14 protein-coding genes are annotated in these 20,986 nt (G+C 41.5%); 6 read left to right on the top strand and 8 right to left on the bottom strand.

Going from position 1 to position 20,986, the window contains the following annotated elements:
• The 4 genes from pbpC to R1T16_RS12885 form a co-directional block, all read right to left on the bottom strand.
• Complete coding sequence (pbpC, locus tag R1T16_RS12900; RefSeq protein ID WP_317501521.1) at window positions 1–2,412, bottom strand: penicillin-binding protein 1C; 2,412 nt, start codon at window positions 2,410–2,412, stop codon at window positions 1–3.
• Window positions 2,413–2,453: 41 nt separating this feature from the next.
• Window positions 2,454–3,548, bottom strand: a complete 1,095-nt coding sequence (locus R1T16_RS12895; RefSeq protein ID WP_317501520.1) for a hypothetical protein — start codon at window positions 3,546–3,548, stop codon at window positions 2,454–2,456.
• 712 nt (window positions 3,549–4,260) lie between these two features.
• Window positions 4,261–9,783, bottom strand: coding sequence for an alpha-2-macroglobulin family protein (locus R1T16_RS12890; protein ID WP_317501519.1), 5,523 nt, complete (start codon window positions 9,781–9,783; stop codon window positions 4,261–4,263).
• 143 nt (window positions 9,784–9,926) lie between these two features.
• The gene (locus R1T16_RS12885; protein WP_317501518.1) at window positions 9,927–10,370 is read right to left on the bottom strand and encodes a nucleoside deaminase; all 444 of its coding nucleotides are present in this window, start codon (window positions 10,368–10,370) and stop codon (window positions 9,927–9,929) included.
• 103 nt (window positions 10,371–10,473) lie between these two features.
• Here R1T16_RS12885 and R1T16_RS12880 point away from each other — a divergent pair, with 103 nt between their 5' ends.
• Genes R1T16_RS12880 through R1T16_RS12870 form a run of 3 tightly spaced genes read left to right on the top strand, consistent with a single transcriptional unit; the run spans window position 10,474 to window position 13,762 of the window.
• Window positions 10,474–10,962 (top strand): hypothetical protein, encoded by a 489-nt coding sequence (locus R1T16_RS12880; RefSeq protein WP_317501517.1) that lies wholly within the window; start codon window positions 10,474–10,476, stop codon window positions 10,960–10,962.
• Between the two features lie 36 nt (window positions 10,963–10,998).
• A complete protein-coding gene (locus R1T16_RS12875; RefSeq protein WP_317501516.1) occupies window positions 10,999–12,768 on the top strand; it encodes a 1-deoxy-D-xylulose-5-phosphate synthase in 1,770 nt (589 codons plus the stop codon).
• A 43-nt stretch (window positions 12,769–12,811) separates the two neighbouring features.
• A complete protein-coding gene (locus R1T16_RS12870; RefSeq protein ID WP_317501515.1) occupies window positions 12,812–13,762 on the top strand; it encodes a DUF3078 domain-containing protein in 951 nt (316 codons plus the stop codon).
• Between the two features lie 237 nt (window positions 13,763–13,999).
• Here R1T16_RS12870 and rpmA read toward each other — a convergent pair whose 3' ends face one another.
• Together rpmA and rplU are read right to left on the bottom strand one after the other, a co-directional pair.
• On the bottom strand, window positions 14,000–14,260 hold the full coding sequence (rpmA, locus tag R1T16_RS12865; protein WP_057671086.1) for a 50S ribosomal protein L27: 261 nt from the start codon (window positions 14,258–14,260) through the stop codon (window positions 14,000–14,002).
• Window positions 14,261–14,286: 26 nt separating this feature from the next.
• A complete protein-coding gene (gene rplU, locus R1T16_RS12860; protein ID WP_317501514.1) occupies window positions 14,287–14,655 on the bottom strand; it encodes a 50S ribosomal protein L21 in 369 nt (122 codons plus the stop codon).
• A gap of 199 nt (window positions 14,656–14,854) precedes the next feature.
• On the opposite strand from rplU, the gene R1T16_RS12855 reads away from it, so the two are divergent.
• The 3 genes from R1T16_RS12855 to R1T16_RS12845 all read left to right on the top strand — a co-directional run bounded on the left by R1T16_RS12855 (window position 14,855) and on the right by R1T16_RS12845 (window position 18,966).
• Window positions 14,855–16,180, top strand: a complete 1,326-nt coding sequence (locus R1T16_RS12855; RefSeq protein WP_317501513.1) for a pitrilysin family protein — start codon at window positions 14,855–14,857, stop codon at window positions 16,178–16,180.
• 63 nt (window positions 16,181–16,243) lie between these two features.
• Window positions 16,244–18,241, top strand: a complete 1,998-nt coding sequence (locus tag R1T16_RS12850; protein ID WP_317501512.1) for a pitrilysin family protein — start codon at window positions 16,244–16,246, stop codon at window positions 18,239–18,241.
• A gap of 164 nt (window positions 18,242–18,405) precedes the next feature.
• Window positions 18,406–18,966 carry a heavy-metal-associated domain-containing protein gene (locus R1T16_RS12845; protein ID WP_317501511.1) on the top strand — a complete coding sequence of 187 codons (561 nt, stop codon included), beginning with the start codon at window positions 18,406–18,408 and terminating at the stop codon, window positions 18,964–18,966.
• Between the two features lie 149 nt (window positions 18,967–19,115).
• Here the strand turns inward: R1T16_RS12845 and gldD are convergent, their stop codons facing one another.
• Window positions 19,116–19,691, bottom strand: coding sequence for a gliding motility lipoprotein GldD (gene gldD / locus R1T16_RS12840; protein WP_317501510.1), 576 nt, complete (start codon window positions 19,689–19,691; stop codon window positions 19,116–19,118).
• Window positions 19,688–20,977, bottom strand: coding sequence for a gliding motility-associated protein GldE (locus R1T16_RS12835; RefSeq protein ID WP_317501509.1), 1,290 nt, complete (start codon window positions 20,975–20,977; stop codon window positions 19,688–19,690). Before R1T16_RS12835 ends, gldD begins: the two co-directional genes overlap by 4 nt.
• Between the last annotated feature and the right edge of the window lie 9 nt (window positions 20,978–20,986).

Below are 20,986 nucleotides of genomic sequence, written 5' to 3'. Positions count from 1 at the left end.
CTACTCCTCACTCACAATTTCAACCTTCCTTCGTATCTCATTACCTGATTCATCCGTAACAGTCACAATATATTTACCAGAGACAGCATTTACAGGCATTTCATGAAACGTTTGGGTTTCGCCTAGGTACCTGTCGCCAAGATACCAAAATAACCTGGCATTCGCCGAAGAATGTGCCGCCCTGAAAACAACCGGCTGCACCTGCCCGTTAAAATCTTTAGTCAGGTATATTTTACCATTTTCTTTAGGGTAGATAAAATCCATAGCCCCGCTGCTTCCGCCCTGGCAATCGCTGCGAAAAGGTGGCAAAGGCATATAATCCATGTGCAGGCTTTTATAGTACCACTCCATAACCGGAGGCAGTACAAACCAGGTTTTGGTTAGCATAGCATCTACACTTTCGCAACTGCTGTTTACCTGATACAGTCCTGACTGGTCAAGATGAACCAGTTTATGATAGGTGCATGATGTTGTCTTTCTCCCATTCAGCGGAATCCATTGCTTAACAATTGGGCAATGTTCTCCTGCCAGATGGCCGCTTGTGGCGCATACATCTGCTTCTTCCAGATCGTTGTAAGGCCTTGCAAACCATTTGGTGCGCGGCAGCAGGTTAAATACATCAAACAATACAGGGGCAGCAGTACCCACTCCCGTAAGTGAAGGCCTCCCTTCTCCCGAAGCATTGCCTACCCACACCCCAACAACATAACGCGAACTTGTGCCAATAGCCCAGGCATCGCGGCTGCCAAAACTGGTTCCCGTTTTCCATGCAATCTCTAACGAAGAATCATAAAAACGCCATGCCTCGTCGCCCTGCGGACGGTTAACCTCTTTCATTGCGTTATAGGTAAGCCATATAGACCCTGCCCCCAGCTGTGGCTTATTGAATACTTCTTTACCAAAATCTGTAATTGTGTTGTTGTCCCAGTTGAGTTCAGCAAACTCATTAGTGCGGTATTTTGCCTGCGTAGCCGTAAAATTATTCAGCGTAGAGCTAAGTCCGGCATAGGTTCGGCATAAGTCCCAAAGGTTGCTTTCTGCCCCGCCAAGGATAAGCGATAATCCGTAATGGTTGGGATGCTTGTTGATATTGCGGAGTTTGAAATGCTGTAACTGTTCGTAGAAACGATACACCCCAAAATCCTTAAGCATGAGTACTGACGGAATATTAAGCGAACGCGATAATGCCCTCTGCGCAGGCACGGCACCATCATAGGTCATTTCAAAATTCTTAGGCGAATAGCCGGCTATCTGCGTGGGTACATCGGCAACAAGGGTATTGGGCAGTATTTCGCCAGCATCGAGCATAGACGCAAACAAGAATGGCTTTAAAATGCTCCCTGTGCTTCGCGGTGCAGGAATAATGTCTACATCCTTTTGGTGTGCCCTGTCGGTAGGCGAATTACCCACATAAGCCACAATGTTATGGGTCTTTACATCTACAATAAGTATGGCAAGATTATGCACTTCCGTCTGGCGGTATTCCTGATAGTAACGTGCCGCAATCTGGTTAACCCTTTCCTGAATTTCGTTCTTTATGGTGGTTTTTATACGCTGCCCTTCTTTTGTTTTGGCAATATGCTGCAATAAATGAGGAGCTGCTTTAGGCAGCCTGAACGGTTTTTGCGGCAGGTCTTCCTGAACAGAAAGCTCATAGGTAGTCCTGTCAATTATTTTCTCTTCATACAGTTTTTCAAGCAGGCGGTTACGTTTAGCAAGCAGTATCTGCTGGTTCTTTCCCGGATAAATAAGACTTGGTGCATTAGGCAAAACCGCAAGTGTAGCCGTTTCGGCCCATGACAGCTGGTGCGGCTGAACGCCAAAGTAACGCCAGGAGGCCATCTCAAGCCCTACAACATTACCTCCATAAGGAGCGTGCGCAGCATACAGGCCAAGTATCTCATCTTTGCCATGGCGCACCTCAAGTCGCGTAGCCAAAAGCATCTCAATAAGCTTTTCAAAATAGCTTCTTTTTTTGCCATCGCGCGAAAGTCGAATTACCTGTTGTGTAAGCGTACTACCGCCACGCACAACCTTGCCGGCATCATAATTTTGGCGTACCGCCTTTACAATCGCCACGGGATTAAACCCGGGATGGCTGTAAAAGTGCTGGTCCTCAAAATAAACAATGCACTTTTTAAACTTAAACGGAATACTGTCCTGCGCAGGGAAACGCCACTGTTCATCGCGGGCTATGCGTGCGCCGAGCAATTCGCCCTCGCTGCTTTCTATAACGGTAGAATACGGCTCTTCAAACAACGTGCGAGGCAGGCAAAAATAATAACCCACCAAAAACAAAAAAGTAATGGCTGTTCTTATTTTGTTGGATTTTATCCAATGCCATGCACGTTCCTGCAAGGTTTTTAAAACCTTGTAGGTGTTTTTAAGAACTATTGAAAATTTATGCTTCATGGGTTACAGCTCAAAAGGAGCAGTATCATTTTTAAGAATGATCAATTATAATACTCAATTTTTCTTTCTGCTATTATTGTTGGCTCGTCTTTTTCTCCCATCAGGTATAGCCTGCATCTTATCCAGTTATTATGACTGTCATAATCATATTCATAGTATCGGTCTACTGGCTCAAGCCCGATTTTTTTACGGGGTGGCGATGTGTCATTTTCAACAATAAAATGCATATGCGTTATATCGCCATATTCATTATACTCCGCTATCATATTTCTTGAAGGATAACGTGATAATAAAGGTTCTGCAATATATCGTTTCAATGTAGTTATATAATTTTTAGAGGAATGATAAGTGTACTCTTCAGAGGATACGATTGTTTTACAGCCGTAAAGAACAACTTTAGTAATACGATTTTGATTATCGTATGTATACCTTACTTCAGTGTCATCGCAATAGGGAACTTCAGTTTCCATCATTGGAAGATTTCCAATTGCTTCTCCAAATTTTCCAGCAAAGATTTTTCGGCTTGATAGATTACCATTTTTATCATAAGAGTAAATTATTTTATTAACCAGTTCAGATTCATCAAGTCTATCGTCAAAAGTTCTATCAATCACGTCTACGAAGTATTCTTTTTCTTCTTTAATCATTCCATTTTCCACAACATAATTATAAACCGTTTGAGACGTTGTACCTTCCAATTTAGCGTGTTGAATAAAGTTTAATTTAATAAGGCCATCAAAGTATACAGGGAATACAGGATGTATATTCTTTACTAAATATTTACTTTTTTCTTCAATATCTTTATTATCATAAACATATTGATAAATTGAATCTCTATGAACTATTTCGTCAATAGTTTTCATGAATATCTTACTAGCAGAAAGATTTCCTCTTTCAGTAAACTCAAGGTAAAAATTTGTCCGTATATCATTACTTAAATATATCCTTGATTTATCAAGAGAATTTAATCCTTCTTTATATTTAGTATACATGAAACGTACACATTTTACTGAATCTTTAAGATTTAACCCCCAATGCCTGCTTTGTTTATCCTTAAACATATAGACCTGCGACCATACATATTGATTACAGCCCATAAGTATTGTTAAAATAAATACCACTAATTTTATTTTCATCTAAAAACTTGTTTTTTTATCTAATTGCTCTGGAGTTTTAATCATTTAAACACCTGCAAGGTTTTTAAAACCTTGCAGGTGTTGGTTAAAGCCTTTGGAAGTTTATTTTTCATCTATCAATAATAGAATCAGATTTATCTCTACGCTTTAACACGCAAAAATCTTTCAGGATTATTACAGCTGAGAAAAGAGAGACTAAAAGTGAACCTATAGAAAAAAAGTAAAGGTCAATTAGACCTAAGACCAGTATTACAATCCAAATAACTGTGAGATAGCTATTAAAGACTCCCGCTAACACATAAATAAAATTTGGACACAAAACTTCTTTATAAGACTTTCTAAACCAGGTAAATCTCAATATCATTACAAGTATACTTATCCCGGATATCCACATACAACTCCCCAAGAAAAAGATATACAAACTAAGCCCCTTGAACATTGTATCTTTATCCGTTAGGTAATCAAAGAACGTATAAAGTATCCAGCCTGAAACGATTGGTTGTGATATTGCAACCTGTTTATAAAAGTTCTGACTCATAATTTTAAATTTGGCTAAAGCCTAAAACACCTGATTTAAACCCACGGCTAAAGCCGTGGGCAAAGCATCTAAGGATTTATCATTTTAAGTTTTACTCTGAATGTTTTGCCCCTGACTTTAGTCAGGGGATTATTTGATAATATCGTTTGTTGGCTTCAGCCTAATATAAACATTTTACCTCACCACCTTAACCCACTGCCCTTTAGTCCTGGCAAGGAAAGAGTTATCATACATTGCCTCGCACTGAACGCCCGGCAGGTAATAACTTCCCGGATAAGATGCATTAAGCAGTATCCTGAATGTTTTGGTTTCGCCGGCTTTTAACGGAAAGTAAAAGTTTGTCCTGTCGTCCCTTATATCGGTATAATCCACATCGTTTTCGGCAAAACTTCCAAAGTCGGTAAACCTTGTATTTACGATTTCCCATCCTGACGGAATTATCTGTGTAAGCGCTACATTCTCTACCCTTTCGTTTTTGGTATTGGCAATGGTTACCTCTGCTACAAACTCAGTACCCTGAGCCAGCTGCGACGGATTTATCGTATTGCCTCCCCTGTCTTTAAAGGTAATGTTTGTAGCCAGTCCGCGTTCCTCTGCCAGTTCCTCCCCTACCGGAAGGATACCGCTATAGAATACCTTAATATACAGTGTAGACTTCTTATTGTTCTTAATCGTTACGCTATTAGCACTACTCACATCAAGCTTTCTGTCAGCAAAAGTTTTAGGCGTGTTGATTCCCTGGGTTTTGCCTTTGCTTGTGTAGGTAACATCAATGCCTTTAGGCCCGTTGCTCTGCGCAAATTTAGACATACTGTACAGGCAGTAGGCCGATGTCTGCGTACTCATCCATTCGCCTGACGACATTTGTTTTGCCAGTTTTATTGCCATAGTAAAGGCTTTTTCTTTCTGTCCAAGAACGATAAGTGTTTCCAGTGCCATTGCCCTGTTACGCGCGGCAGATCCATAATAGTAATATTGGTACGGACTCTCATCTAAATCAAGGCTGCTTTGTGCCAACAACTGCTGACCCACAGCTTTTTGTCCTGCAAGAGCATAAGCGACTGCAAGCCTTAGTTTTGTTTCGTTAGATATGCCCGCCGTTTCCCTTAACCTGTTCATAGACGAAAGATCGGGTGCTCCGGCCAGTGCCAGGGTATACAGTCGGTACGCATGTGCAAAGTCGTTATGGTAGCCATCGTTGTAGCGCCACTGCCTTGCCATTTTCTGCTGGTATTGCAGCCATTGTTTTTTAGCATTAAGCGGCAGTGTATAGCCTTTTTTCTCGGCTTCTATAAAGAAATGACCTGCATAGCTGCTGCCCCAGTCGTCTGCTTCCCTTAGCCCTTCCCAGTAGGCAAAACCACCATTAGCAACCTGAAAATGCGCCAGTTTTTGCAGCGCTGCGCTTACATTCTTTTGAATTTTCTGTTTTCTCGCAGCATCTATGTCGGCAATATCAGCCAGGTACAACTGCGGGAATGCAGCCGATGTTGTCTGCTCCACACAGCCGTGAGGATACTGTATAAGGTAATCCAGCCTTCGGTTAAAGTCGATAGAAGGAAACGATGATACTTCCAGCCTTGCTGTATTGCTTCCTGCCACGCCAAAGCTGTTCCAGTCTATAGCTGCCGATTTGCCCGGTTCCAGCACCAGCTCTTTATAATTTATCGTTACCGGATTAGGGTTTACAATATCCAGCTCTACATCATAGCTTGCCTTTGCATTGCCCGATGTTGCCGTTACCGTAACTTTTCCAATACCCGAAACATCATTTACCTCAAGGTCAAAATAAACCACTTTTTCATCGGGTTTGGCAAAGTTCACCGTTTGTTTAGGCGAACCAACTACCCTTATGCCGTTGTTTGTTTTTACCTGAAGTGAAACATTCTTAATCTGGTTTTCCATGGCAAATACCGTCACCGGAAGTGTTACCCTTTCCTTTGGCGTTACTTTTCTTGGTAATGATGCGAGTAACATCAAAGGGCTGCGAACCGGCGTGGCTTTTTCTGCCATACCGTAAGCACTTAAGTCGGTATTGGCGGCTACGACCATAGTACGCACCGAACCTATATACTGCGGCAGTTTTATGTCGTGCAGCCTTGTCTGGCCTTTGCCAATGGTAAACGGGCCATAGTACATAACAACAGGCTTGAACCTGTTGGCTTTTTTAGCTTTGCCACCACCTAAGTCGGCATCACCTCCTATGCTGAACACCTGGTTGATCTTGCCGCCATAAGCGCCTATCACATCATCATAAATATCCCATGTTTTTACCCCAAGGGCTTCTTTGGCATAAAAGGCGTCCCATGCGTTAGGTGTTTTAAACCTCGTAAGGTCAAGCAGCCCCTCATCTACCACCGCAAGAGTATAGGTCATAGGCTTACCTGATTTTTCACTGACTCTTATAGTCGTTTTCTGTTCCGGTTTCAATACATCAGGCATGGTTATTACCGGCTGGAGTATGGTGCTTTTATCTACCACCTCAATTGGTACGATACCATACAGGCGAATTGGCGAATCATTTGCCGTTGTAGCATGCGGCTGCAGCAGCGTAATATGTATGTACACATTAGGCGCCATTTTCTCGGTAACAGGAATCACAACCTGTGTCTCTCCTTTTTTGGTCATTGTCCAAAATGTCTGTACTACTTTAGAGCCATTTTCCAGCGATATAAGCGCACGGCCTCCCTCGCTCGACGGGAAAGATATTGTTGCTTTTTCGCCTACGCTGTATTTCTCCTCATCAGTAGTAAACATAAGCATGGCGGCATCTTCTCCTCCTGTATTTCGGCTACGGCCTGACCAGTAAGGGTAATCTACCAATACCGTACTTCCGGCAGAGTGTCCGCCTTCAATATCAGTAACGCGTATAAGGTACCTGCCCCATTCTTCTTCGTCGGTCTTAAAACTGAACGAACCTTTACCCGAAGCATCGGTTATTATCTGCTGATAGGCAAACGGCTGGTTTGAAACCGCAGTGCTGAATGACGATGCACCGTTATCGGACTGGTCCCACCACCATCTCCAGTTTACTTTATACACACGGGCTTCCAGCCTGCGGCCCGGCCTTGCCTGTCCTTTTTCGTTTACTGTAGCTACGTCAACTTTGTTTGTTTTTCCGGTTTCAAGCATACCGTATTTATTGCCCTGCGGAAGCTTTACACCCACATAGGTATCATAAGGCGAATAAGACGACGTAATCACATCGGTGCTAAAGTCGCCCCCTTTTTCGTAGGCTTTAGTTATGATGGCTGTTTTAAGCATACCCGGAGCACGCGCCTGCAGCTTAGGCTGAAGCGTTACCACGGCATTTCCGTTAGCATCGGTCTTGCCGGAAAAGATATTGACTTCCTCAGAACTGAAATCCTGTGCAGGGTCATCAAAAACATAATTCAGGTAGCCTTTAAAGGCCGTTGTCTGTTTAAGGAATTTGGCCTGCATTTCTACCTTAAGGTCTTTTGCAACGGCGCCATGCATCCATGTTACCTGTATATTTCCTGTGTTTTTTACATTAGCTGAAAGCATTTTACCGTCAAAGCTGTTCTTTATCTTAAGCCTGTTTGGTTTAATGGTCTCTATCTTGATGCTTTTGTAAAAACGCGCACCACCTACCGATACTACCGCTTCCCAGCTTCCTGTAGGATAGTTGGCCTGTGTAGGCACGATAAATTTAAAGTGGTTCTTTTCATTATAGCTTTGCACCGCCTGGAACATCATCTTACCATTGGGGTCGTTAAGCCTTAATTTTACAGGATGGTTTCCCGGCAGTTTAGATGCTTTGTCGTTCAATATAAAGCCAATAAATAATGTGTCGCCAGGACGCCAAACGCCGCGCTCGCCATACACATACCCCTTAAGCCCCTTTACAAGCTGAGTACCGTCTACATCAAAACTGCTGACTGATTTAGAATTACCGTCATAAAGCTTGATGTAGGTGGTATTATTGTCTTTTTTTACAATGGCAAAATAACCGCCTTTTGCAGCGGTAAGGCTTACGGTTCCTTCATTGCCTGTTACGGCAGAACCCACTTTCTGGCGCTGGTAGTTAAAAATTTCTACCGATGCACCAACTACAGGATTTGTAGTCGTAATACTCGTTACTGCAAAGAAATAGTTGTTTACAGCACCACGTTTAGCAATAACGCCCAGATCACTCGCCAGCACATTAGTGCTTATTTTGCGTTCGTAATTTACATAGTACGAATCACTGCACGGGTTATCCCTTTGGTCCCAGTCATAATTGCCATCATAATAATCGTACTCATCATATTCAGAAAAGTCGTCTTCACTTTCATCGTCTTCGTCCTCATCCTTCGGCTCTTCTGCAGTTTGCTGAAGATTGTCGGCAGCATCACATTTATACAGCGAATACGCTTTTTTAATTGTCATTTCTACCTTATAAATAGCGCCCTGCTGCGGTTTTATAAGCGTTGCCAAATCTAATGAGTAGGCATTCCACTTGCCATAGTTCATAGTTTTGTCGGCATTAAGCACAAGCTTTCTTTTAGCTACCGGAAGCGATACCGAACGCATATTATAATTACCGTTCAGTTCGTTTTCCTGAAGGAACTGCATAACATTGTTCTCAAATATGCGGTACACTTTTACATCTACAGCACTAAGGTTAACTGCTTCAAAGCCCAGCTTAAGGTTGCTAGACGAAGGCAGTATCGTGCCGCTCTTTAAAAAACGTACCTCAGGCTTTAGCTGCTCAAAGTTTATCTTTTCAGCATAGCGGCTTTTAGTCTTAAAGCCATCTACGCTTTCTATCCCCTGAAAAACCTCTACCAAGAAACTGCCGTTAAGCGGTTCGCCAAAGAATACCTTCAGCAGGTTACCGTCTACTGCGTACTTAAGCGTGGCTACGGTTTCTACAGCCACAAGCCCTGAGAAATCCTGGTCTTTACGCAGCGGGTCAGAAAAGTTGATAAGCAGCGTCTGGTTATCGCCCTGCTGCGGAGTCATGCTTATCACTTTAAAATTTTCCTTGCCCGGCACTTCAAACATTTGGGAGTCTTCCCTCTCTACGCCCGCAGCTTTGCCATTCCAGCTTATCTTAATCTGGCTGTTCTGTACTTTACGCTGAATGCTGTCTATAATAAAATGGAATTCTGTCGCGGTGCCTGCCTTACCGTCAAAGCGTATCGGCAGCTTTTTGCCATCCTGTTCGGCAGTAACCAGTTTTTTGGCAATAGCCAGTTCCATGTCGTCGCTTGTTTTAAGCGTACCGTTAAGGTATTGCAGGTTGCGGTTATACGATTGCAGATCCTGAACAGTGACTAAAAAATCCTGTTTAATAGTCTTAACCCTAAAGTTAAAATCCTTAAGCCTGCTGTCTTTTAATTCTATAATTTTAGAAAGGTGCAGCGTGATGCGGTATTCGGTATCCTGATCCAGCCTTTCCGTTGGCCTGAAAGCAATAATATTGCCCGGAAGCAAAAGCACTTTACCTTCCGCCGAAGGCGATATCGAAAAATAATCCTTATCCAGTTCCTGGTTTTCCTTCCACTCACTTTTAGAAAAGGCAAGCCCCACCTGTATGTCGGCCTTTGTAGATACTATACCCGATGTAAAGCTCGAAATGTAATCCCTGTACAGGGTATAGTCAGAGTCAAAATCTTTTCCTGATTGTTTAGAGCAGGCATGAAACAGCACGGTGATAACTGTAAGGTACAGCATCAGTCTTAAGGTTTTCATACTTTGGTTGGTTTGATGGTTAAGTAATTATTTTGGTTGTTGTATTTTACGCTATAACTAAGAACATGATAGTATTATTGCAATGAAATCACGATATATTTTAACACTTTTAAAATTCCGCTAATTCATTGGTTTTATAAAACTTACCGCCTTCGCTGTTTAAAAAAATCTTTTACTAAAACAGAGCATTTGTCTTCCATAATTCCGCTTATCACTTCGGTCTTCGGGTGAAGTTTTCCGCCCATTGTGCGGTAGCCCCTGTGCTCATCGGCAGCGCCATACACTACCCTGCTGACCTGACTCCAATAGAGTGCCCCGGCACACATCTGGCAGGGTTCTAACGTTACATACAGTGTACAGCCGGCAAGGTACTTTCCTCCTAAAAAATTTGCCGCTGCCGTTATCGCCTGCATCTCGGCATGCGCCGTTACATCACTAAGCAATTCGGTGAGGTTATGAGATTTTGCAATAACCCTGTCGTTAATTACAACAAGGGCACCTACGGGTATTTCGCCTTTATCAAATGCATCCTGCGCTTCGGCAAGTGCTTTCTTCATAAAATACTCATGGGTAAAAATGTTTTCCATAGGTTCAAAAATACGATTATGATTACAAAAGTATTATAAATAAAATCTTAAATTAACAATACTTTTTGAAGGCCATAATTCGTTATAACACAAAACCTTCACTATGAAAAGCCAATTCACTGTACCTGAACCCTGCCATGAAAGCTGGAACGCCATGACTCCTGACGAGCAGGGACGTTTTTGCAGCCTGTGTTCAAAATCGGTAACCGACTTTACCCAAATGAGTAATGACGAGATAACTATTTATCTTAAAATGAATAATGGCAGCAGCGTATGCGGGCGTTTCAGGAGCAGCCAGTTGCAGAAAGAAAGTATCAGTATACCAAAAAAGGTTTTGTATTCACAAACAAAATTCGTTAATGTGTTTTTACTGGCATTACTGGTAACCATGGGGTCTATGCTTTTTAGCTGTAAAAACACGACAAAGGGAGAGGTAGAAAAAAAGGCCTCTATTGACACCGTAGCAACACAGTCGGCAGGTGAAGCCGAATACACAACCGGTATAACAATTTATGAATTGCCTGACCCAATTGAAGATGAAACAATTAAAATTGATACAATTAACCCGGCAATCAAATTTACAAATAACTAATTTTTATATCGTAAATTTGCTGTTCTATTACAAGCAATGGCAAACAACTTATTAAACAGCATAAACGACCCTGCAGACCTGAGGAAACTCAGCCCTGATCAATTGCCTCAACTGGCGCAGGAACTGCGCAGGTTTATTATAGATATTGTATCGGCTAAAGAAGGCCACCTTGGCGCAAGCCTGGGCGTTACAGAGCTTACCATTGCATTGCATTACGTTTTTAATACACCCGAGGACCTTTTGGTATGGGATGTGGGCCATCAGGCCTACGGACACAAGATACTTACCGGACGCAGGGAAAAATTCGACACCAACCGCCAGCTTAATGGTATAAGCGGTTTTCCTAAACGCAGCGAAAGTGACTACGACACTTTTGGCACCGGCCACAGTAGCACGTCGATTTCGGCAGCGCTGGGAATGGCGATTGCCTCCAGGCTTAAAGGCGAAGACCATAAAAATCATATTGCGGTTATAGGCGACGCATCCATAGCATCTGGTATGGCGTTTGAAGGCCTCAACCATGCCGGCGTCACCGACGCCAACCTGCTCGTTATCCTTAACGACAACGCCATAGGCATAGACCCAAGTGTAGGCGCCCTTAAAAATTACCTTACCCAGGTAAAAGAAGGCAATAATCCGCGCGACAACAACATGATCAAGTCGCTTAACTTTGATTACAGCGGCCCAATCGACGGGCATGACCTTCCTGCCCTGCTAAAAGAATTGGAAAGGCTTAAGCACAAAAAAGGCCCGCGTTTTTTACATATCATTACAACCAAGGGCAAAGGACTTAAACAAGCCGAAGAGGACCAGGTAAAATATCATGCTCCCGGCAAGTTTGACCGGCTAACCGGCGAAGTATTAGCAATTGCAGATGAAAACCTGCCGCCCAAATACCAGGATGTTTTCGGCCTAACTTTAATAGAACTGGCAAAACAAAACGACAGGATAATAGGCATTACGCCCGCCATGCCATCGGGCAGTTCGATGAAATTCATGATGGAAGCGTTTCCTGACCGTGCTTTTGATGTAGGCATTGCAGAACAGCATGCCGTAACCCTTGCAGCCGGAATGGCAACACAGGGCATGACGGTGTACTGCAACATATACTCCACCTTTTTACAACGGGCTTATGACCAGGTAATACACGATGTTGCCCTGCAAAACCTGCCAGTAATATTTTGCCTTGACCGCGCCGGCCTTGTAGGCGAAGATGGCGCTACGCATCACGGTGTGTTTGACATTGCTTACCTGCAATGCATACCAAACCTCATAGTGTATGCCCCCCTAAATGAAAGGGCACTGCGTAATATACTCTATACTGCACAACTGGGTCTTGAGCACCCAATTGCTATACGTTACCCACGCGGACGCGGAGAAAAAACCGATTGGCTGCAGCCATTTGAACCCATAGAAATTGGCAAGGCACACCAGCTTACCGGAGGCTCTCAGATTGCAATACTATCTACGGGAACTATTGGTAATAATGTCATTAAAGCATTAGCTGCAATAGATAATGCTTCACTGTTTTCGCATTACGACTTTGCCTTCATAAAGCCGTTGGACGAAAATCTTTTACACACTATCTTCGGGCAGCACACCGAAATTATAACTATTGAAGACGGATGTATTACAGGAGGTTTTGGCAATACTATCTGTACTTTTGCTGCAAAAAACGGTTACGTATTGAAAATAAACACGTTAGGCATTCCCGACAACTTCATAGAGCAGGGAACGGTCCATCAGTTGCAACAATTTTGCGGTATTGACGTTAAAACCCTTAAAGATATTTTTTCTGCGTACTGAAAAAATACCGACTTTTGCAACGAATTTCCAAAAAACGCTAAGAATGAGAATTAAAGCCTGCGTCATTGTGCTGTTGTGCATTGTATTTAGCCAGACAGCCAAAGCACAAGTTATAATAACTACCACACTGCCCGATTCTATTACCTATTGGGAGAGAAGCAATACCGTAGGGTTTGATATTAACCAGGTTTCGTTTGTAAACTGGAACGTGGGGGGTAACAACTCTGTTGCCGGCCTTATTAAAGGAGCGTTTATCAGAAAATATGTAAAGGGTAACCTTAATTGGAATAACGAGCTTATACTTAAGTACGGGCTTAACAGGCAGGAAGGGCAGGGAACGCGTAAAACTGACGACCAGATAGAGCTGAATTCAACTTTTGGCTACAGGAGGGATAGCGTATCTAATTGGTACTATAGTGCCAAGTTTAACTTTAAAACGCAATTTGCTAACGGTTACAACTACCCAAATACTACTAACGAGATTTCGGGGCCATTTTCTCCGGCATATATCTTCCTGGGTATTGGTACCGAATATATCCGCAAGGACATAGGTTTAAACCTGTATATCTCTCCGCTTACAGATAAAACTACTATTGTAACAAACAATACGCTGGCAGACCAGGGAGCCTTTGGGGTAACTCCTGCAGTGAAAGATGCCGATGGCAACATTATAAGAGGCGGTAAGAACTCGCGTACTGAGGTGGGTATACTTATAACCAATCAGTTCAAGAGGCAGATATTTACCAATATCATGCTGGACAACCGCTTTACCTTTTATACTGATTACCTTAATAACTTTGGAAATATAGACGTTGACTGGCAAATGCAGCTTGACCTTAAGGTGAACCAGTACGTAAGGGCAAATGTGGGTATGCACATGATCTATGACGACGACATTAAGAACAAAGTAGAAAGAGATGGCGTTCAGGTAACCGAAGGCCCAAGGATACAGCTTAAACAAATGATAGGCGTAGGATTAAGTTATACATTCTAAATCCTGTTGCATCATAAAAATAAAAGCCCGAATAGAGTTCTATTCGGGCTTTTATTTTTATGCGCCTGCCTGTTTCGACAGGCTTCTTAAAACAGGCATTCAATTCATTTGCTAATCGGTGTCTGTATAAACACATTAGTCGACAATAGCTTAGGCAATGATTCTATTAGGTACTGTACTAAAAACAAAAAACCCATCTCGCTAAGCGGATGGGTTTTTATATGATAGAGTATATTCTTAAGCTTCGAATGGAACTATAGAAACGAAAGATTTGTTATCACCTTTCTTCTGAAATTTCACTACACCAGCAACTTTTGCATGTAAAGTATGATCTTTACCCATGTAAACGTTTTCACCCGGGTTGTGCTTAGAACCTCTTTGTCTTACGATAATGTTACCGGCAATAGCAGCCTGTCCACCATAAATCTTAACGCCTAGACGTTTCGATTCTGATTCCCTACCATTCTTCGAACTACCGACACCTTTCTTGTGAGCCATGATGTTTTGTTTTAAATGTTAGTTAATTATTCCTCTGTAGCTTCCGCTTTCTTAGCTGCCGCTTTTTTCTTTGGCGCTGCACCAGCTCCAGTGATACCAGAGATTTGGATTTGCGTTAAAGATTGACGGTGGCCGTTTTTCTTTTTGTAACCTTTTCTTCTTTTCTTTTTGAAAACGATTACTTTTTCACCTTTTAAGTGCTGAAGCACTTTAGCTTCTACTGAAGCACCTTCTATAGCCGGGGCGCCTATAGTTACAGTTCCGTTGTCATCAAGTAAAAGAACTTTTGCAAATGAAATTGCATCTCCTTCTTTAGCTTCAAGACGGTGAACATAAACCTTAAGGTCTTTGCTAACTTTAAATTGTTGCCCTGCTATCTCTACGATTGCGTACATAACAATATGGTTTAATTAAATTTTTTAAGGTTGCAAATATACAACTTATTATTTATCAGCCAACATACCCACAATATTTTCCAGTAAAAATTACGTTTTTACAGGCCGAAAAACCTAATTCTTAAAATTTTGTAAAATTATTGTAACAAAATACCGAAATTGCACACCAATTAGCAATATCAAATAATTATTAATGTTTATGAAAAAATCTTTAATGGCTTTGGGTTCACTTCTAATGCTTGGCGGAGTTGCTTCAGCTCAAAAAGTGGCATTCGAAGAATACAATTTAGACAACGGGCTGCACGTTATCCTTCACCAGGATAAATCTGCTCCGGTTATCGTTACTTCGGTAATGTATCACGTAGGTTCTAAAGATGAAAATCCTGAAAGAACAGGCTTTGCTCACTTTTTTGAACACTTACTGTTTGAAGGAACAGAAAACATCAAACGTGGCGAATGGTTTAAAATAGTTACTGCAAACGGTGGTAACAATAATGCTAACACGTCTGACGACAGAACGTATTACTACGAGGTTTTCCCTTCTAACAACCTTGAGCTTGCTATCTGGATGGAAGCTGAAAGAATGCTTCACCCGGTAATCAACCAAATAGGTGTGGATACCCAAAATGAAGTTGTTAAAGAAGAAAAAAGACTTCGTATAGACAACCAGCCTTACGGTAACCTTATTGCAGAAGTTAAGAAAAATATGTTTAAAGTGCACCCCTACCGTTGGGCAACCATTGGGTCTATGGACCACTTAGATGCTGCAACTCTTGCTGAGTTCCAGGCTTTCAACAAAAAATTCTATATCCCTAACAATGCTGTACTTGTAGTTGCAGGTGACTTTGAACCGGCAAAAGCTAAAGAATGGATAAACCAGTATTTTAGCAAAGTACCAAAAGGAACTCCTATTACACGTCAGAAATTTGAAGAGAAGCCTATCACTCAGGCTTTCAAAGCTACTTACGAGGATCCTAACGTACAGCTTCCAATGGTCGTTACTGCTTACAGAACTCCATCTATGAAAACTAAAGATGCTAAAGTTCTTGACATGATCTCTTCTATCCTTACAGGCGGAAAAAGCTCAAGGATGTACAAAAAGATCGTTGACGATAAAAAAATGGCACTTCAGATAGGCGCGTTTAACTACAGCCAGGAAGATTACGGTTTATATATTGTATACGGAATACCGATGCAGGGCTTTACTGCTGCAGACATCATGAAAGAAGCTGACGCTGAGATCGTAAAACTGCAGACAGAACTTATCTCTGAAAGAGAATTCCAAAAACTTCAAAACGAGATTGAAAGCAACTATGTAAGCAGCAACTCTAACGTTGAGGGAATTGCAGAAAACCTTGCTTCTTTCTACCTGCTTTACGGCGATGTTAACCTTATTAACACTGAAATAGACATTTACCGTTCTATTACAAGAGAAGACATAAGGGAAGTTGCTAAAAAATACCTTAACCCTAACCAACGTTTAACACTAGACTACGTAGGCGCTAAAGACAAAGCCCAAAACTAAGCATAGAGAAATATCATGAGAAAAGTTATATATATTCTAGCCGGCGTAATGTTATCACTAAACATGCACGGACAAGTAATACCACAGCCAAAACCGGGACCAGCTCCTAAAGTAAACGTAGGCAAACCTGAAACTTTCAGCCTTAAGAACGGCCTTAAAGTTCTGGTTGTAGAAAACCACAAACTACCTACAGTATCATACACCCTTACTATGGACAACGCTCCGTATGCAGAAGGTGATAAAAAAGGAGTATCTGACATGACTGCTGCACTTATGGGCAGCGGAACTACAAAAATGTCTAAAGATGCTTTTAATGAAGAGGTAGACTTTTTAGGCGCAAGCATCGGTTTCGGATCGCAATCAGCTTACGGAAGCGGACTTTCTAAATATTCTAACAGGATATTAGAACTTATGGCTGACGGCGCCTTAAACCCTGTGTTTACACAACAGGAGTTTGACAAACAAAAGGCTCAGATTCTTGAAGGACTAAAATCTAACGAGAAAAGTGCTTCTGCAATTGCAGAAAGAGTTGGCGGAGTACTTGTTTATGGTAAAAACCACCCAAGCGGCGAATACCTTAGCGAAGAAACACTTAACAACGTAACACTTGCTGACGTAAAAGATAACTATACATCTTACTTTGTACCAGGTAATGCTTACCTTGTAGTTGTAGGTGATGTTAAAGCTAAAGACGTAGAGAAACAAGTTAAAAAACTTTTTGGCTCATGGAAAGCCGCTAAAGCTCCAAACGTTACTTACTCTGACCCTAAAGATGTACAATACACGCAGGTTAACTTTGTAGATGTACCAAACGCAGTACAGTCTGAAATCTCTGTTGTAAATGTTGTTAACCTTAAAATGACAGACAAAGAGTATTTTGCTACGCTGCTTGCTAACCAAATCTTAGGTGGTGGTGGAGAAGGAAGACTTTTCCTTAACCTTCGTGAAGCTCATGGATGGACTTACGGTGCTTACTCTTCAATCCGTGGAGGTAAATACGTTAGCGAATTCTCTTCTTCTACATCGGTAAGAAATACTGTTACTGATAGTGCGGTTATCGAGATATTCAACGAGCTTAAAAAGATGAAAACAGACTTAGTTTCTGCTGAAGACCTTAAAAATGCTAAAGCTAAATACGTAGGAAGCTTTGTAATGAACATGGAGAAACCAGGCACAATTGCTCGTTATGCTCTTACTACAGAAACTCAGGGCCTTCCTACAGATTTCTATGAAAACTATATCAAGAACATCAACGCTGTAACTGCTGAAGATATCAAGAACGCTGCAAACAAGTATTTCCTTACTGATAACGCACGTATCATTGTTGTAGGTAAGGCTGCAGATGTACTACCTGGACTTGAAAGCAGAAAAATTCCAATTTCTTACTTTGATAAATACGGCAAACCAACAGAGAAACCGGCTACTAAAAAAGCGGTTCCTGCAGGTGTGACAGCTAAAACTGTTCTTGACGGCTATATTAAAGCTATTGGTGGAGAAAAAGCGGCTAAAGCTGTTAAAAGCGTAGCTACAAAATCTACAGCTACTGTACAGGGAGCTCCTGTTGTATTTACTTCTAAAGTAACATCTGACAACAAGCAGCTTGTAGAAATTACTGTTATGGGTAACTCTATGATGAAACAGGTAGTTAACGAAAAAGGTGCTTACTCTGTTCAGCAAGGACAAAAAACAGACATTACCGGTGCTGAAGCTGCTGATCTTAAGGCAAGCGCTGTTCCATTTGAAGAACTTACTTTAGCAAACAAAAAAGATGTAACTGTAACAGGTATCGAACCAATTAATGGTGTTGACGCTTATGCAGTTAAATCTGGCGAATCAACTTATTTCTACGATATAAAATCTGGATTTAAAATCGCTGAAGCTAAAGAACAAGAAGGACCGGACGGAAAAAAGATTCCTGTATATACTTACTATGGAGACTACAAAGAAGTGAAAGGCATCAAAATACCTCACAAAGTAGTACTTAATGTAGGTATTGAGATTGACCTTACTGTTAATGAAGCTAAGATCAACGAAGGAGTTTCTCCTGCTGATTTCCAATAATAGTTATTTGAATTGCATACATAAAGGCTCCGCATTGCGGAGCCTTTTGCTTTAACAGCAATCTCCAAAAAAACATATAGCATAAACAGTTAAGTGAAAGCGTTTTTTATATAAATTTGTAAACTCTTTTGAGTTAACTGTTTAAATTCTAATAACGACATAGTATGAATCTTATAAAGAAACTATCATTTTTTGCTTTGGCTGCACTTCTTTTTGCAAGCTGCAAAGACACTTCTAAAGACGGAAACCTTGAAACTCCTGCTGAAGGCACAGTAACCGACACTACACATGTTAAGGAAACTGCCGCTGCTAACCTTGAGACAACAACTTTCAAGATTGATGGCATGACTTGCCCAATGGGATGTGCTGCAACCATAGAGAAAAAACTTGCTAACCTGGATGGTGTAACTAAAGCTAAAGTAGATTTTGAAGCTAAAACGGCTACTGTATCTTTTGATGCTGCGAAACAAACTCCTGAAAAACTTGTTGAGACTGTAGAACACATTGCAGACGGCGCTTACAAAGTATCCGACGTTAAGAACTCAGGAGATAAGGCTTACTATTCGGTAGACCAGGAAAAAGAAAAAGCTGCAAAAGCTAAAACGGCTAAGGCAGAGAAAAAATCTAAAGACGCTAAACCTGCATGCTGCTCTACGGAGAAGAAAGCAGACAAAAAAGCAGGATGCTGCTCAGCAGATAAAAAAGCTGAAAAAGGCACATTGTAATTTTACATTCGGCTATAAACTCAAAAAAGGATTCCAATTACGGAATCCTTTTTTATTGAACTTGTCACAAATTACACTAATCTACACCAATTCAACAATGATAGGTTTAAAAGATAATTTGTGTTAATTTGTGTAATTCGTGGCTAAAATTATTTCTTCCACTTCACGGTTTCCATGATATTTCTCATATCATCGCGAAGGTAGCTTGCAGCAGGCATAATAGAATCAAAATTAGGCTTGGCATAAAAATATACAGATCCCGAAAGAAAATTGCTTGTACTGTCGGTAACATAGAATTGGGCGTTAGTCGCCGCATTCCCTCCTACCTCATAGAACATTCCGTACAGTTTCTTATCAGCGTTAACAAAAGGCTGCTCGCGAATATCATCTGCCTTGACTACCTGCTTATAAGTAAGCTTTTGGGCATCCATAAGCAAAACATCGAGGTTGTTATTTACCGGCTTGTAATTAAGGTATATTGTAGCTTTCATTTTTGGGTAATCAAGCGTAAGTGCCCAACAGTCTTTACTCCTGCTTACCCTGGCCTGTGAATTGTAGCCAAATGTAAAAGGACAGTCGCCCTCAAGCGGTACATATTTTCCTTCAGGGTAATCCAGCCTCAGGTATGCTTTAGGTTTAGGAAGCGTATCGCCGCCACAGCTTACAGAAAGCGTAAACACTGCTGCAATTGCCCCAAAACCCGCTAATCGTTTAATAGTATTCATTTAAGTGTAACCTTAATTTGTTTTATCCTTCTCTTATCAACTGATTCGACGGTAAAGATATTGCCATTAAAGCTAATTTTTTGCCCTTTTTTAGGAAAATTGCCCGATATCTCCAAAACAAAGCCGGCAAGGGTTTCGGCTTCTCCTTTTGCAGATTCGAACGCTTCTTCTTCAATATCTGTAATACGGTAAAAATCCTTGAGGGAAATTTTACCGTCAAAAAGAAAGTTATGATCATCAATACGGGTGTAAATAATATCCTCGTCATCAAACTCATCGCTTATGTCGCCTACAATCTCTTCTAGTATATCTTCCAGCGACACAAGCCCCGACGTACCCCCATACTCATCTACCACTATAGCAAGGTGGTTTTTCATGCTTTGGAATTCTTTAAGCAGGTTGTCGAGCTTTTTATTTTCGGGGATAAAAAACGGCTCACGGATAATTCCCTGCCATTCAAAATCGTCATTATCAATATGCGGAATAAGGTCTTTTATAAACAACACCCCTACTATCTGGTCTATATTATCGCGGTAAACCGGTATACGCGAAAAACCTTTATCTACCACCTGCGTCATAACTTCGGTAAACGAAGCGTCGGCATTAAGCGCAAAAATATCGATACGCGGACTCATAACCTGTTTTACATCTGTATTCCCAAAGGAAACAATACCTTCCAGCAGTTTCTGCTCCTCTGCAGATGCATCACCATAATCAGTAAGTTCAAGCGCCTGCGAAAGCCTGTCTATAGACAGGCCGTTGCCCTGTGCACCTATCTTCTTATGAAACTTCAGCACTACTTCGCGCATGGGTACACTTAATGGGGTAAGCAGCTTATTAAGCCAAAACAAGATATAACATATCCTCCCTGCAAACCTCACGTTATTACGGCCGGCATATACCTTAGGCATTACTTCGCCAAAGAGCAGTACCACAAAGGTTATCACGATAACCTGAAGCACAAAGCTGAACCATGGCAGCAAAGACCCATCAATAATATAAGTGTTCACCTTAAAGAAAAGAACAACTGCCGCTATATTTATAAAGGTATTAGTAATAAGGATTGTGGCAAGCAGCTTTTTGGGTTTTTCAAGAAGTGAAATAATCGTGCTGCCACGCCTTGGATTGTTTTGGGATATCTTTTCAATATCCTGTGCAGTTAGAGAAAATACGGCTACTTCGGTACCGGATATGAACGCAGAACAAACAAGCAGGAAAACAATTCCCGCCAGGCCCGCAATAAGGCTGTAATCTATTGAGATGTAACTCGAGGGATCGGGGTCCACAATAAAGGG

Source organism: Flavobacterium sp. DG1-102-2, from assembly GCF_033042555.1.
Taxonomy (GTDB): Bacteria; Bacteroidota; Bacteroidia; order Flavobacteriales; family Flavobacteriaceae; genus Flavobacterium.
The sequence above is the reverse complement of the archived record's forward strand: the minus strand, read 5'-3'. Positions and strand labels throughout refer to the sequence as shown.